The sequence below is a fragment of the Natrarchaeobius oligotrophus genome, from assembly GCF_003841465.1.
GTDB classification, from domain to species: Archaea; Halobacteriota; Halobacteria; order Halobacteriales; family Natrialbaceae; genus Natrarchaeobius; species Natrarchaeobius oligotrophus.
Genome location: NZ_REFZ01000003.1, coordinates 346,378 through 360,884 on the forward strand (window position 1 = coordinate 346,378; position 14,507 = coordinate 360,884).

A 14,507-nucleotide genomic window follows, 5' to 3' on the forward strand; every position below is an offset into this window, starting at 1 on the left:
CGGACGGCTTCCACCGATACCACGACGATTCAAGTGGATTCCCCACCCCGTCTGGGGTATGAACGAGACGCGACGCGCGATTCTCGAGGCCATCGCCGAGGAACCGGTCTCCGGTCCCGATCTGGCCGCGGCCCTCGACGTTTCGCGGGCGGCCGTCTGGAAGCACATCGAGGAGCTTCGGGACGCCGACTTCGAGATCGAGAGCGGACCCGACGGCTACGAGCTGCTCGCGGTGACCGCGTACAACGGCCCGGCGATCGAGTACGGACTCGAGGCTCCGTTTTCGATCGAGTATCACGACGCCGTCGAGAGTACGAACGACCTGGCGCGAGAACGCGCCGTCGAGGGCGCGGTCGACGTGGCCGTGCTGGCCGACCAACAGCGGGGCGGGCGCGGTCGCCTGGACCGGGAGTGGTCGTCGCCGCCGGGTGGCGTCTGGGTGAGCGTCGTCAACCGCCCGGCGATCGCGCCGCCGCGGGCACCGCTGTATACGCTCGCAGCCGCGGTCGCGACGGCGCGCGCCGCCCGGGAGGCGGGCGTCGACGCTCGCATCAAGTGGCCGAACGACGTGGTCGTGCCGGTCGACGACGACGGCGGCTACCTGAAGCTCGCCGGCGTGCTCACGGAGATGGAGGGCGAAACCGACCGCGTCGAGTGGCTCGTCGTCGGCGTCGGCGTCAACGCGAACGTCGACGCAGCGACGCTGCCGGACCGGGCGACCAGCGTCCGCGAGCGGGCGGACGACGTCGACCGCAGGCGCTTCGTCCAGCGCCTGCTCGAGGAGTTCGACGGCCTCCGGACCGATCTCGAGGCGGTCGTCCCGGCCTGGCGCGAGCTGGCGCTGACGCTCGGTCAGCGCGTTCGAATCGAGCGGCCCCGCGACGCGGTGGTCGGCGACGCCGTCGACGTCACCGAGACGGGGGCGCTGGTCGTCGACACCGACGACGGCCGCGAGACGGTCTCGACGGGCGACTGCGAACACCTTCGACCGGTGTGAACGCGTTCGGAGAAGACTCGTCGAAAGTCGACGCGGGACGGGAGTGAACGCCGTGTACGCTGGAGGCAGTCGCTACGAACGTCGCGTCCGGGGCGAGTGGAGGCTACGCTCGAGACCGACCGGTCGCTCTCGAGTCGACGACGGCGACGGGTGGCGTTACTCGACGGCGACCTGTGGCTGGTCCGTACCCTCCTCGACCGTCCGCCGATCCACGTTCACGGTCAACACCGGGACGGCGGCGCTTCGAACCACGCGCTCGGTCACGCTGCCGAGCAACAGCCGATCGATCCCGCCCCGGCCGTGGGTTCCCATCACGACGAGGTCGCACTCGAGCGGGGTCGCCTCCTCGACGATGACCCGACTCGGCGAGCCCTCGAGGACGGCCGTCTCGACCGTGACGTCGTCGGGCGCGAGCTCTTCGACCCGGTCGACCGCCGCACGCCCCTCCTCGCGGAGGGCGTCGCTGATCCCCTCCCAGGCGGTTTCCATCGGCAGGCCGCCGTACCCGGCGGCGTTGACCACGTAGATCGCACGGATCGACGCGTCGTGAGCGCGCGCGAGGTCGAACGCGTACTCGAGCGCGCGCTCGACCTCCGACGATCCGTCGGTCGGAACGAGGATGCGGTCGTACATCGTGCTATGTGTTCTCATACACACCACAACCTATAATAGTGTTGCTGTGTCGACGGTGACAGTCACGTCGACCGCCGAGACGGGATCAGTCAGAACGACCGAAGACGGTGGTTCGCACGTCGTCGACGCCGGCGCGTCGGACGACGGCCCTGATCGGGTCCCTGACGCCGGCGAGGTTGTCGGAGTCGCCGTCGAGCACCAGCAGTCGAGCCTCGCGACCGGGTTCGATCAGACCGCAATCGAGCCCCGCGAGTTCCGCGCCGTTGATCGTGGCCATCCGGAGGATCTCCGGCGCCGAAAGCGCCGAGAGCTTGGAGAGGACCGCCATCTCGCGGAACATCGACGGCGAGTTGAGCATCACGTTGTCCGTCCCCAGCGCGAGCGTGGTTCGCTCGGCCAGTTCCTCGTACGGCGAGAGCCCGACGTCGGTGACGAGATTCGAACGCGGACAGACGACGACCGGCACCTCGCTGTCGGCGATGCGCTCCAGGTGAACCGGTTCGGGGTGGACGACGTGGACCAGAAAGTCCGGCTCGAGGTCGAGCGCCGGGTGGATGTCGCTTTCGTCGACCTCGCCCGCGTGGATCCCGAACGGCTTTCCGGCCTCGCGGGTCGCCCGTCGCTCGCGGTCGAAAGTAGCGTCGTTGGCCCCGCTCGCGCCGAAGCCGTCGCCGGCTTCCATCGCCTCGACCGACCCGCGAGCGAACGAAAGCGCCTCGATCTCGAGCCCCGACGACGCCTCCTCGAGCAGCTCGACGCCCGCGACGTCACCCTCGCGAAAGTCGAGACACGCCGCCGTGCCGGCGCGTTGCATGAACCGAAGCGACCGTCGCATCCCCTCGAGCAGGTCTTCGCGCGAGGCCTCCCGCAGGAGCCGGTGTTTCAGCCCGTCCGGCGGCGCGACTAGCTCCTCGAGCGAGAGTCCCCGGCCGGCTTCTTTCGCGATCGAGTCGCCGATGTGGGTGTGGGCGTTGACGAACGCCGGGGCCACGATGTCCGACCCGTCGACCGACGCCTCCTCGACGGCCTCGATTCGTCCGTCGTCCCCGACGACGACTCGTCCCTCGATCGGTTCGAACTCACGACCCCGCAGTATCGTCCCCGTCAGTTCCATACGGGACGTTCGCGGTCGAGCCCTTCAACCGTTCGGCGCGAGGCCGGCGGATCGTCGACCCGCCGCGGATTCGATCGCCCGAAAAGCAACGCACTTGAACGCGCCACGCCGAGTACCGGTATGAACACCGTCGCGTCCGACACCGACAGCGCCCTCGCCTCCGTGGTCGTCGTCGACTACGGGCTCGGAAACCTGCGAAGCGTGACCCGCGGCTTGGAGCGTGCGGGTGCAGACGTCGAAATCACGGACGATCCCGACGCGTTCGCCGCGGCCGACGGCGTCGTCCTCCCCGGCGTCGGCGCGTTCCGCGAGGGCGTCGAGAACGCCGATCCGATCCGCGACGAACTGCTCGCGGTCGCCGAAAGCGACACGCCGCTGTTCGGCATCTGCCTCGGCATGCAGATGCTGCTGACGACCAGCGAGGAGGGCGAAACCGACGGCGAGTCGGCCGTCCGCGGGCTCGATCTCGTTTCGGGCACCAACGTCCGCTTCGCCGAGGGCCAGAAGGTCCCGCACATGGGCTGGAACGAACTGACCGTCGAACGCGAGCATCCGCTCGTCGACGGACTCGAGCGCGAGACGGCGAACGGCTCGAGCGATCGCCGCCCGCGAGGAGGAAGCGTCGACGGCGAGCACGCCTACTTCGTCCACTCCTACTACGCGGTTCCCGACGACGAGCGCGCGGCGGTCGCGACGACGGAGTACGAACGCGAGTTCCCCTCGATCGTCGCCACCGACGACGGCACCGTCTTCGGCACGCAGTTCCACCCCGAAAAGAGCGGCGAGACGGGACTGCGGATCCTACGGAACTTCGTCGACATCTGCGCGGACGCCTGAGACGGTTTACTGTACGTCAGTACCGGCGTACAGCAGACCGGGCGAATCGGCTCGATTCTCCAGTCCGGACCTCGAGCCGGTCGACCGTTCGACGCGATCCCGACAGGTATTACCGCGGCCGGATTCCGTATCGGTATATCAGTGCACCAACAACGGCGAGTCAGCCTCGTCGTCGGCGCGGTGGTTCTCCTCGTCCTCGCGTGGCTGCTCTGGATCGGCCTCGAAGCGCTCGCCGTCGAACCGCTGTCGGGAACGGCCGCGGCGACGCTCGTCGGCGCACTCGCACTGTTTCTCGGCGCGCTCGCGTTTCTCCTCGCCGGATTGCGAGAGCGGCTGACGGTCGCGGGGCGGACGCTCGAGTGGTGGCAACTGCAGAGCGTCGGCTTCGTCTGTCTCGGGCTCTCCATGACCGTCTCCGGGCTCGCACAGGAGTCGCTGCTCGCGTTCTATTCACTTTCGACGGTCGCGGCGGGGCTCGGCTTCGTCGCGTTCGGGATCCAGCGGCTGCGGACCGGCCTCCCCGAGGAGACGGAGCCGTCGATGCGTCAGGTCGCGACGATCGTCGTGGGAACGATAGTCGGCTTCCTGCTGTTCGTGATCGTCGCGATCCGGCTCGCCTGAGCCGGTCGGTTACAACAGTTCGCGTACGTCCGAGTACCACATGTCGTGGTAGTCGACGTGGCCGACCCGGCGGGCGATCGCCACGGCGAGGACGTGCCAGCAGCAGTCGGTCGGATCGTCTGGATCGAGGTTGTACTCGCTGTCTTTGCACGTACAGCCGCCGTCCTCGACGATGTACTCGTCGTCGTACCCCACGACGATCGTGAAATCCCGGTAGGCCTTCACCCGATTTTCGCCGACGGCCTCGATCGCTCTGACGCCGCGGTCCCCGTGGAGGCGCGAGATCCGGTCGACGATCTCCGGCGTCAGCTCGCCGGCCTCCTCGAGTGCGGCCTGCCAGCGCTCGACGGGATTCGCGTCCGACACGTCCGTGACTGTGCGCCGAACTGTAAAATCCGTTTGGTTGTCGGGGTCGCCGATCGAGAGACGGCGCGGACGGGACGTGAAGGTTAGGGCAACGCCGCGACGAGTCGGTCGGTCGCCGCGGGGAGCGTTCTCGCGCGTGCGGCCGCGAGGGCGTACTCGGCGGTCGCGGTCACCGCGACCCGCTCGGGCCGCGTCGAGGCGTGCAGTTCGAGGGTGCGGTCTGCGGTTCGGACGTCCGAGATCACGAGGTCAAGCCTGTAGTCGGCCAGGATCGGATGGGTCGACGTCTCGCGAGTCGACTCGACGGCGTCCACCGCCGCCGATCTGGCCTCGCGCACGTCCGACGCCGCCGACGGGCGCTCGAGTTCCGCGGCTCTCGAGCGCAGGTGATCGATCGCGCGAAGCTCGTTGTCCGCGCCGTACAGCGAGAGCACCGCTCGAGCGACCTGTCCGCCGTCGAGGAAGTCCGCGGCGGGTGCGAAGGGCCATATCGAACAGGCGGAGACGTCAGGCAAGTATCTTTTCCAACGCGATGGCGTCGGTCGTGGCTCCCCTCGAGCGCACACCGCCCGAGCCGTCGGGGCGCGTCGAGCGCTCGAGACCGCACCGTTTTTCGCCCGCACCCGCAGAGAGTGGAGTATGCGCGTCACCGAGGGCGGCGTCGAACTCGAGGTTCCCGGCGAGCAGACCGAGGGCGTCGAGGAGTCGGTGTTTTACAACCCGCGCCAGGAGCTGAACCGGGATCTGACGATCGCCACGCTGCGGGCCTTCCGCGAGCGCGAAGCGCGCGCGGAGACGTACCTCGACGCGATGACCGCGAGCGGCGTCCGCGGCGTCCGCGCCGCGGCCGACGGCTGGGACGTCACCTGCTGTGACCTCGAGGAGGACGCGGTCGAGCTCGCACGGGAGAACCTCGAGCGAAACGGGCTCGAGGGAGCGGTCGAACACCGCAACGTCAACGCGCTCGCACACGACGAGGCGTTCGACGTGATCGACCTCGATCCCTACGGCTCGCCGATGCCGTTCGCCGACGCGGCCTTCGCGCGGTGTCGGGACCTGGTGTGTGTCACCGCGACCGACACCGCGCCGTTGTGTGGGGCCCACTTCAACAGCGGTATCAGGTCCTACAGCGCCGTCCCGCGAAACACCGACTATCACCCCGAGATGGGCGTTCGCATCCTGCTGTCGGCGCTCGCGCGAAGCGCCGCCCGCTTCGACGTCGGCGTCCGGCCGATTTTCACCCACGCGACCAGCCACTACGTCCGCACCTACCTCGAACTCGACCGGAAGGCGAGCGCGGCCGACGCGACCCTCGAGCACCTCGGCTCCCTCTCTCACTGCGAGGACTGTCTCTACCGCGAGGCGGAGTACGGCATGATCGCCGATCCGCTCGAAACCTGTCCCGAGTGCGGTGGCGAACGCGTCCTCGTCGCCGGCCCGCTCTGGCTCGGCCCCTACCGCGACCCCGAGTTCGTCGCGGCGGTTCGCGAGGCGATTCCGGACGAGTTCGGTACCGCAGAAGCGGCCCGCGACCTCTGCGACGCACTCGAGGCCGAACTCGACCGCCCCACGCATTACGACCAACATAAACTGTGCAAGAACTGGGGACTGCCTGCGAACGCGATGGACGACTTTCTCGCCGACCTGCGGACGGCGGGATACGACGCCTCGAGGGCCCACTACGGCGGCACGGCGTTCAAAACTGACGCGACCGTCGGCGAGATCCGCGAGGCGACCGGCGGGAGTCTACAACAGGAGTGAGAATTCGACTGGCATTCGTCAACGGACACAGGACCTCCGAGGAAACGTTCAGTTACCGAGCCGATTCGATCGATTCGTTCTTCATCAGTAGAACGACGAAATTTGAGGGTAGCCGACGGAAGACCGATAGGCAAGGACGATTTGCCCCACTCCCGCTACTGCGACCATCGTAGCAAAGATGACATGAGCCATGCTTTCGGCCGTCTATCCTCGAACGACCTGGACAGACCCGAAGATACTGAAGCAAATTCCCAGCGCAAACAACCAAAGCGTGGTGTTCATACCGTCTAATAGTATTTGCTATAGAGTTGGCGCGTTCTCAAACTCGTTCTCTGGAGAAGTCCCGCTTGGTCCGGAGGCTGCGTCCCGAAACTGCTGAGAAACGGTCCCTGCCTATTTGATCGCAGCTCACGTACGGTCTTCCGTGGTCGAGTACAGCGACGGACTCGAATTCGCCCGACGGCTCCTCAGAGTCGTCCAGACCCAACAGCTGACGCTACTCGCGGCCGGCGTCGCCTTCTACGGCTTCATATCGCTCGTGCCGCTCATGTTGCTCGCGCTGGGGATCGCCGCCTCGATCGGCGGGGAAGCGCTCGCGAACCAGCTCACGGCGGCCGCGAGCGACGTGCTCACGCCCGCGGCCCAGGAAGTGCTCGCCGAAACCGTCCTCGACGACACCAGCCGACAGAGCGCGACGGTCGTCGGCGCGATCGGGCTGCTCTGGGGCTCGAGTCGCGTGCTCCGAGGACTCGACCGGGCGTTCTCGGCGGTGTACGGCACTGCGGCGTCGAAGTCACTCCTGGACACGTTCTGGGACGCGACGATCGTCTTTCTCGTCATCTCGTTCGGCCTCGCGTTCGTCGCCGCTCTCGAGGTCGTGATCCGGTTTCTGCCGATCGTCGAACTCGGACCGTTCGGACCGGCGATGGTCCTGCTCGGCCTGCTGGTGACGTTCTTCCCGCTGTACGTCATCTTCCCCGACGCCGACGTCGGCTATCGGGAGGCGCTTCCGGGCGCGATCGTGGCGGCCTGTGGCTGGTTCGCCCTCAGTCGCGTTTTCTCGCTGTATGCGGATTTTGCCACCGGATACGCCGTCTACGGCGCACTCGGAGCCGTCTTTCTCGTGCTCATCTGGCTTTACGTGGGCGCGATCATCGTCGTCTTCGGCGCTGTGCTCAACGCCACGCTCACCGGACGTGAAGTGGATCGGCAGCTACAAAGTCCCGGCGCTCGACAGGTTCCACTAGAAGCGATGACCGACGACGCCACGGGTGCCGACGAGGGGACGGATCGCTCGGACGCGCGCGAATCGGCGGGCACGCGCTCGAGCGCCCGGACGAGAGACCGGTCCGACGATCCCGAAGCACTCCGCGAGGAGATCGAACGCCTGCGCGATCGCGTCGACTCCTTCGAGGAGAGCGTCGAACGCCGAACCGTCGAGCGCGGCACGCTCGAGGGCGAACTCAAGCGCTACGTTCGTCGCCGGGTTCGGCGCAATCACGCCCGCGGCTGGGGGCCGTACCTCGTGTTGCTGTACGGAACCGCGATGGCGATCGCGGCGTTTTACTTCCTCGACGGGATCTGGGCGATCCTCGCGATGTTCGTCGTCTGGACGTCGACGCTCGGCGTCTACCTGCTGATGATCCTCTTCGGCGTCGGCTTCTCGCTGCTCGACGTACCGGGTCGGATCCGAGATTTCGTCGGCGAACGGCGATCCTGATCGCGACGGGCTCCGAACGCAACCGTCGGTCGAAAAGAACGACCCGTCGCCCCTCAGAACGTCTCGAGGTAGCGATCAAGTTCCCACTGGGAGACGTCGACGAGGTACTCCTCGAACTCCTGGGATTTGGCCTCGACGAACTTCGGCGCGACGTGTTCGCCGAGCGCCTCGTAGATCACCGGATCCTCCTCGAGGGCGTCGACGGCTTCGCCGAGGTTCGTCGGCAGCGTGTCGATGCCGTACTCCTCGCGCTTTGCTTCGTCGAACTCGTAGATGTTCTCGCGGACCGGATCCGGACACTCGAGATCCCGCTCGATACCCTCGAGACCGGCATGAATCATGACGGCGATCGCGAGGTAGGGGTTACACGACGGGTCCGGCGAACGCAGTTCGATGCGCGAGGCTGCGGGCACGCGGGCAGCGGGCCGGCGGATCAGCGCAGATCGGTTGCGGTCGGACCAGGCGACGTACACCGGCGCTTCGTAGCCGGGCACCAGGCGCTTGTAGCTGTTGACCGTCGGGTTCGCGATCGCCGTGATCGCCGGCGCGTGCTCGAGGACCCCCGCCAGGAACGAACGGGCGGTGTCGCTCAGGTTGAACTCGTCGTCGTCGTCGTGGAAGGCATTCTCGCCGTCCTCGGTGAACAGCGAGAGGTGGGTGTGCATGCCCGAGCCGTTGATCTTGGGGATCGGTTTGGGCATGAACGTCGCGTGCTGTCCGTGCTGGGCGGCGATGGCGCGGACGACGGTGCGGAAGGTGGCGACGTTGTCGGCGGTCGTCAGCGCGTCGTCGTACTCGAAGTTGATCTCGTGCTGGCCGCGGGCGACCTCGTGGTGGCTGGCTTCGATCTCGAAGTCCATCTCCTCTAAGCCGTAGATGATGTCCCGGCGGACGTCCGAGGCGAGGTCTTTCGGCGCGAGGTCGAAGTAGCCGCCGTGATCGGCCGTCTTCGTCGTTGCTCGTCCCTCGTCGTCCTCTTCGAAGAGGAAAAACTCCGGTTCGGGTGCAGCGTTGACCGTATAACCCATCTCTTCGGCGCGCTCGAGGGCGTTTTTGAGGACGCGACGCGGGTCGCCCTCGAACGGTTCGCCGGAGGAGGTGTCGTAGACGTCACAGATCATCCGCGCGGCGGCGCTGTCGTCTTTCTGTCGCCAGGGAAGCACCGCGAACGTCTCCGGATCCGGCACGAGACGCATGTCCGACTCCTGAATGCGCACGAAGCCCTCGATCGACGACCCGTCGAAGTAGATCCCCTCGGAAAACGCCTTCTCGGCCTGACGCGCCGGCACCGAGACGTTCTTCACCGTCCCCAGAATGTCCGTAAACTGCAGACGAAGAAAGTCCACGTCCTTCCGTTCGATCTCGTCGAGAACCGCCTGTTCCGTCTCGCTGATGTTTCCGCTTGTCATCTTTCTCGTCGTGCTATCCAACCATCCCCGCTACTAAAACCCTACTGATCCGTGCAAATCTTCTCTCTCACTCGCGGAATTGTATATTCGTAAATTTCTAAAGGGGTGAGCGAGTGGGTACATGTGATGACGTACGAAAATCTCGATGCAAAACTAGTGAATGCACTTCTGGGAGACGGTCGCGCGAGCTTGCGAAGTCTCGCGGAGGAGCTCGACGTCTCGGTGACGACCGTCTCCAATCACCTCTCCGATCTCGAAGCGGAAGGCGTGATCGAGGGGTACACTCCGCGGATCGATTACGACGCCGTCGGCTACGACGTGACCGCCGTTATCCAGCTTCAGGTCGAGGGGAACGCGCTGCCGGAGATCACCGACACGCTTCGCGACCACCAGCAGATGATCAGCGTCTACGAGGTGACGGGCGATTACGACGTGATCGCGATCGGGAAGTTCAAGGATACCGACGGGATGAACGATCAGATCAAGGCACTTCTCACCGATCCCGACATCAAAGCCTCGAACACGAGCGTCGTCCTCAACGCCGTCTCCGAGAACGAACAGTTCGAACTCGACGTCGAAGACGCCTGATTCGGTTCGTTCGAACGCTTCGGCGCTACTCGTCTCCGTCAGCGAACGCGTCGACCGCGAGGTCGCGGTCGCCGGCCTGTGCGTTCCACAGCGTCGCGTACCGTCCGTCCGCCGCGAGTAACTCCTCGTGCGTGCCGCGTTCGACGATCCGGCCGTCGTCGAGGACGAGAATGGTATCGGCATCTCTGACCGTCGAGAGGCGGTGTGCGATCGCCAGCGTCGTTCTGTCCGCGGTGAGCCTGTCGATCGATCGCTGGATCAACAGCTCCGTTCGCGTATCGACGGCGCTCGTCGCCTCGTCGAGGATCACCACCGCCGGATCGTCGAGCACCGCTCGAGCGAGCGCGATCCGCTGGCGCTGGCCGCCCGAGAGTTTGACGCCGCGTTCGCCGACGCGCGTCTCGTATCCCGCCGGCAACTCGGCGATGAACTCGTGCGCTCGGGCCGCCCGCGCGGCCTCCCGTACCGCCTCGTCGGAGGCGTCGAACCGTCCGTACCGGACGTTGTCCGCGATCGTTCCGTCGAACAGGAACGTCTCCTGACCGACGTAGCCGACCGCCGACCGGAGGGACGAACGCGACACGTCTCGCACGTCGTGGCCGTCGAGTTCGATCGATCCGCCCTGGACGTCGTACAGCCGCAACAGGAGTTTGAGCGCCGTCGACTTCCCCGCCCCCGTCGGACCCACCAGCGCCACCGTCTCGCCCGGTTCGGCCTCGAACGAGACGCCGTCGACGACCAGTTCGGACCCGTCGGACGCCGGCCGCGTCGCGTCGCTCGCGCCGTAGCCGAACGAGACGTCGTCGTACGTGACGCGACCCTCGACCGACTCGAGTTCGACCGGATCGTCCGGATCGTCGACGTGAACCGGGATGTCCATCAGCCCGAAGACGCGCTCGCTCGACGCTTTGGCGTTTTCGTACTGGTCGACGATGTTCGAGACCTCCGCGAGCGGATCGACGATCCGCTGGGTCAACATCAGGAAGACGACGAAGTCGCCGACCGAGAGGGTTCCGGTGAGCGGCCCGGGGGCGGCGTCGGTCGCGAGCCAGAGCCCGCCGACCAGGAAGGTCGCGACGAAGGCGACGCCGGCGAGTAACTCCATGCCGGGCCGATAGACGTAGCTCAGTCTGAGGACGTCCATCGTCCTGTCGAAGAGGGTTCGCGAGGAGCGGCGCACGCGCCCGGCCTCGTAGGATTCGCTGGCGGTCGTCTTCGTCAGCCCCACGCCCGCGATCGCGTTCTCGAGGCGGGTGTTGAGTCGACCGACCGCGGAGCGCTGGCGGACGTACCGCGGTTCGACGACGCGCATGAACCAGATCGTGAACGCGACCATCGCCGGCACCGCAAACAGGGTGACGAACGCGAGCTGCCAGTTCAGATAGAAGAGTACGGCCGCGATGCCGCCGACCATCACCAGTAGCCGGGCCGAGTTCATCACCGCGTTGTCGAGGAACATCTCGAGGTTCTGGGTGTCGTTGTTCAACACGGCCATCACCTCGCCGGTCTGTTTGTCGTCGAAAAACGCCATGTCGAGCCGTTGCATCTGCCGAAAGCAGTCGACCCGCACGGCGTGCATCACGCCGTGGGCGAACATGTTGGCCGTGACGCCGTAGAGCCAGGTGAAGACCGCGACGGCGAGAAAGGAGCCGGCGATGGCGGCGATCGCAAACCAGAACTGAGCGAGCTGTTCGGTCGGTAGCCAGGCGTCGGGCACCAGCGGCAACTCGAACGGACCCGCCTCGAGGAAGATGGCGTCGATGGCGACCCCGAGCAACAGCGGCGGAACGAGACTCGCCATCCGCGCGACGAAGTTCGCGGCCATCCCCGCCGAGAACCAGCCGAGACGGCCGGGCGCGTACTCGAGAAAGAGCCGCGAGAGCGGCCGGTCGACCTCCTCGCGGTAGGCGTCGAACGGGGTCTCGTCGTCGTGTGTACTCACTGGGAGCGCGATTGTGCGTCCACGCCTAAACTGCCACCGGTTTCGGCAGCCGTGGCGGGGAACGCGGCTCGATCGCGACTCGAGACGCTACCGGAGGTACAGCACCACGACGCCGAGGACGAGCAACAGCAACCCCCACCACAGCGAGCGGCCGGGGAGAACGACGAGCACGAGCGTGACGACGCCGGAGGTGAACAGCGACCAGCCCAGGGTGGTTCGGTAGGCCATAGACGTCGTAAGCGATCGAACCAAATAGTTCGTTTGCACGGCATCTCACGCCCGCCCCGGACGGTCGATCGAGACGAACTGTCGTCCCGACGTACCGGTACGGTCGGGCCCGTTTGCGGTCGTCCCCGGAACGGACGAACGACGACGGTGCGGCCGACGAACGGGACATCCGGACTCGAGCGGCTGCGCTCGGGGTCGAACTCGACCAACGAGTAACGCGAGGCCGGAAATCGGCGAGCCGGTGGTCGTGAGACGGACGAGCCGGCAGTTCGGCGCTACGGAGCCGCTCGAGAACGCGTTCGGTCCACGGCGGTACGACGGCAGGTCGTGGTTCTCGTCGTTACCCGCTCGAGATATCGAATAGCAGGGATGGTGAGAAAGCGATCGCGAGCCTCGCGTTATGTGATGAGCAGGCGCAAAACCTCGCCCTTCAGGGCGGGGAAAATGTCAACCGCGTTTGCTCGCGGGCCGAACGCCCGCTCGCTTTTTCGAGGGGTTCCTCCGGTCAGCCCTCGCTTACATCGCGCCGCCCATGCCGCCCATGCCGCCCATGCCGCCCATGCCGCCGCCGGGCGCACCGCCTTCCTCGTCGTCGCCTTTGTCGGTCGAGAGGTCGCCGGCGGAGATGATGTCGTCGATCTTGAGCACCAGGTTGGCGGCCTCGCTGGCGGAGGTGACCGCCTGTTCTTTCGCGTGGGCGGGTTCGACGACGCCGGCCTCGAACGTGTCCTCGACGCTGTTCGAGAAGACGTTCAGCCCGGCCCGGACGTCGCCCTCGTCGTGGGCCGCCCGCAGGTCGACGAGCGTGTCGATCGAGTCCAGTCCGGCGTTCTCCGCGAGGACGCGGGGAACGAGCTCGAGCGAGTCGGCGAACGCCTCGACGGCGAGCTGTTCGCGACCGGAGACGGAGTCGGCGTAGTCGCGCAGCCGCGAGGCGAGTTCCACTTCGATCGCGCCGCCGCCCGCGAGGACGCGGCCGTCGGAGACGGTCTGTGCGACGACGTCGAGGGCGTCGTTGACGCCGCGCTCGAGTTCGTCGACGACGTGGTCGGTCGAGCCGCGAAGCAAGAGGGTCACGCCGTGGGCGTCGTCGCCCTCGACGTAGAACAGCTCGTCTTCCTCGTCGCGGGTGACGTCGCCGTGGCCGAGGTCGTCCTCGCTCGCGCTGGGCAGGTCGGAGACGATGCTCGCGTCGACGACCTCCTTGAGGAACTCGAGGTCGCTCTTTTTCGCACGGCGGACGGCGAGGATGCCCTCCTTGGCGAGGTAGTGCTGGGCGAGGTCGTCGATGCCCTTCTGACAGAAGACGACGTCGGCACCGAGGTCGACGATCCGGTCGACTTTGTCCTTGAGCTGTTGTTCCTCGCGGTCGAGGAACTGCTGGAGCTGGTCGGGATCGGTGACCGACACTTCGGTGTCGACGTCGGTCTCGTCGACCTCGATGGGCTGGTTGAGCAACAGGATGTTAGCGTCTTCGGCCTCGACGGGCATGTTGTCGTGGACCGGGTCCTTGTCCACGATGCCGCCCTCGAGCAGGTCGGACTCGCCCGCGCCGCGGCCGGTCTGGGTTTCGATATTGAGGAACTCGAGGTCGACGACGTTCTCGCCGTCGTCGCTCTCGACGGTGACCGCACGGATGGCGTCGACGATGAGCTGGGAGAGGTGTTCCTTGTTGACCTCGGCACCCTTGCCGGTCATCGACGTCTCGGCGACGGATCGGAGGAGCTCTTCGTCGTCGGTGTCGACTTCGGTCGCGATGTCGTCGATCTCCGTGCGGGCTTGCTCGCCGGCGAGGTGGAAGCCCTTGATGATCGCCGTCGGGTGAATCTCCTGCTCGAGGAGGTCCTCGGCGTTCTTGAGGAGTTCGCCCGCGATCGCGACGGCCGTCGTGGTGCCGTCTCCCGCCTCGTCCTCCTGAGTTTCGGCGACTTCGATGATCATCTCGGCCGTCGGGTTGTCGATGTCCATCTCCTCGAGGATGGTGACGCCGTCGTTGGTGATGGTGACGGATCCCATCGAGTCGACGAGCATCTTGTCCATTCCCTTGGGACCGAGCGTCGAGCGCACGGACTCGGCGACCGCGCGGGCCGCGCTGATGTTGTAATCCTGGGCGTCTTTGTCTTTGACGCGCTGGGAGTCCTCGCTCATTACGATCATCGGCTGACCCTGCTGCATTCGTTGACTCATAATCAAACGAATCTATGATTGTGCTTCTATATAATTGTACCGGTCGAAGTCCGCTCTTCGATTCGAACCGATCACAGCTGACGGAGAAAATCGGCGGACGACGA

General features: G+C 66.2%; 14 protein-coding genes. 6 read left to right on the forward strand and 8 right to left on the reverse strand.

The window, feature by feature from the left end; all coding sequences use genetic code 11:
- Nucleotides 1-58: 58 nt before the first annotated feature.
- Nucleotides 59-997, forward strand: coding sequence for a biotin--[acetyl-CoA-carboxylase] ligase (locus tag EA472_RS06535; RefSeq protein WP_124190705.1), 939 nt, complete (start codon nucleotides 59-61; stop codon nucleotides 995-997).
- 156 nt (nucleotides 998-1,153) lie between these two features.
- Here the strand turns inward: EA472_RS06535 and EA472_RS06540 are convergent, their stop codons facing one another.
- Entirely contained in the window at nucleotides 1,154-1,630 is a 477-nt protein-coding gene (locus EA472_RS06540; RefSeq protein ID WP_124190748.1) for a universal stress protein, read from the reverse strand.
- Between the two features lie 85 nt (nucleotides 1,631-1,715).
- Complete coding sequence (locus EA472_RS06545; protein WP_124190706.1) at nucleotides 1,716-2,744, reverse strand: amidohydrolase family protein; 1,029 nt, start codon at nucleotides 2,742-2,744, stop codon at nucleotides 1,716-1,718.
- Between the two features lie 120 nt (nucleotides 2,745-2,864).
- Between EA472_RS06545 and hisH the strand changes: the two genes are divergently transcribed.
- Nucleotides 2,865-3,581 carry an imidazole glycerol phosphate synthase subunit HisH gene (gene hisH, locus EA472_RS06550; RefSeq protein WP_124190707.1) on the forward strand — a complete coding sequence of 239 codons (717 nt, stop codon included), beginning with the start codon at nucleotides 2,865-2,867 and terminating at the stop codon, nucleotides 3,579-3,581.
- Between the two features lie 141 nt (nucleotides 3,582-3,722).
- The gene (locus EA472_RS06555) at nucleotides 3,723-4,202 is read left to right on the forward strand and encodes a hypothetical protein (RefSeq protein WP_124190708.1); all 480 of its coding nucleotides are present in this window, start codon (nucleotides 3,723-3,725) and stop codon (nucleotides 4,200-4,202) included.
- 9 nt (nucleotides 4,203-4,211) lie between these two features.
- On the opposite strand, the gene EA472_RS06560 is transcribed toward EA472_RS06555, so the two are convergent.
- Entirely contained in the window at nucleotides 4,212-4,568 is a 357-nt protein-coding gene (locus tag EA472_RS06560; RefSeq protein ID WP_124190709.1) for a hypothetical protein, read from the reverse strand.
- Nucleotides 4,569-4,651: 83 nt separating this feature from the next.
- Nucleotides 4,652-5,083, reverse strand: a complete 432-nt coding sequence (locus EA472_RS06565) for a hypothetical protein (protein ID WP_124190710.1) — start codon at nucleotides 5,081-5,083, stop codon at nucleotides 4,652-4,654.
- Between the two features lie 124 nt (nucleotides 5,084-5,207).
- Here EA472_RS06565 and EA472_RS06570 point away from each other — a divergent pair, with 124 nt between their 5' ends.
- Both EA472_RS06570 and EA472_RS06575 read left to right on the forward strand, forming a co-directional pair.
- On the forward strand, nucleotides 5,208-6,329 hold the full coding sequence (locus tag EA472_RS06570; protein ID WP_124190711.1) for a tRNA (guanine(26)-N(2))-dimethyltransferase: 1,122 nt from the start codon (nucleotides 5,208-5,210) through the stop codon (nucleotides 6,327-6,329).
- Between the two features lie 424 nt (nucleotides 6,330-6,753).
- Complete coding sequence (locus EA472_RS06575; protein ID WP_124190712.1) at nucleotides 6,754-8,049, forward strand: YihY/virulence factor BrkB family protein; 1,296 nt, start codon at nucleotides 6,754-6,756, stop codon at nucleotides 8,047-8,049.
- A 53-nt stretch (nucleotides 8,050-8,102) separates the two neighbouring features.
- On the opposite strand, the gene glnA is transcribed toward EA472_RS06575, so the two are convergent.
- Complete coding sequence (gene glnA, locus EA472_RS06580) at nucleotides 8,103-9,458, reverse strand: type I glutamate--ammonia ligase (protein ID WP_124190713.1); 1,356 nt, start codon at nucleotides 9,456-9,458, stop codon at nucleotides 8,103-8,105.
- Nucleotides 9,459-9,584: 126 nt separating this feature from the next.
- On the opposite strand from glnA, the gene lrp reads away from it, so the two are divergent.
- Nucleotides 9,585-10,046 carry an HTH-type transcriptional regulator Lrp gene (lrp, locus tag EA472_RS06585; protein ID WP_124190714.1) on the forward strand — a complete coding sequence of 154 codons (462 nt, stop codon included), beginning with the start codon at nucleotides 9,585-9,587 and terminating at the stop codon, nucleotides 10,044-10,046.
- A gap of 25 nt (nucleotides 10,047-10,071) precedes the next feature.
- Here lrp and EA472_RS06590 read toward each other — a convergent pair whose 3' ends face one another.
- From EA472_RS06590 to thsB, 3 genes are all read right to left on the reverse strand, one after another.
- Nucleotides 10,072-11,988 (reverse strand): ABC transporter ATP-binding protein, encoded by a 1,917-nt coding sequence (locus EA472_RS06590; RefSeq protein ID WP_124190715.1) that lies wholly within the window; start codon nucleotides 11,986-11,988, stop codon nucleotides 10,072-10,074.
- 87 nt (nucleotides 11,989-12,075) lie between these two features.
- Nucleotides 12,076-12,216, reverse strand: coding sequence for a hypothetical protein (locus EA472_RS22395; RefSeq protein ID WP_165874838.1), 141 nt, complete (start codon nucleotides 12,214-12,216; stop codon nucleotides 12,076-12,078).
- A gap of 516 nt (nucleotides 12,217-12,732) precedes the next feature.
- Nucleotides 12,733-14,403 carry a thermosome subunit beta gene (thsB, locus tag EA472_RS06595; protein WP_124190716.1) on the reverse strand — a complete coding sequence of 557 codons (1,671 nt, stop codon included), beginning with the start codon at nucleotides 14,401-14,403 and terminating at the stop codon, nucleotides 12,733-12,735.
- Between the last annotated feature and the right edge of the window lie 104 nt (nucleotides 14,404-14,507).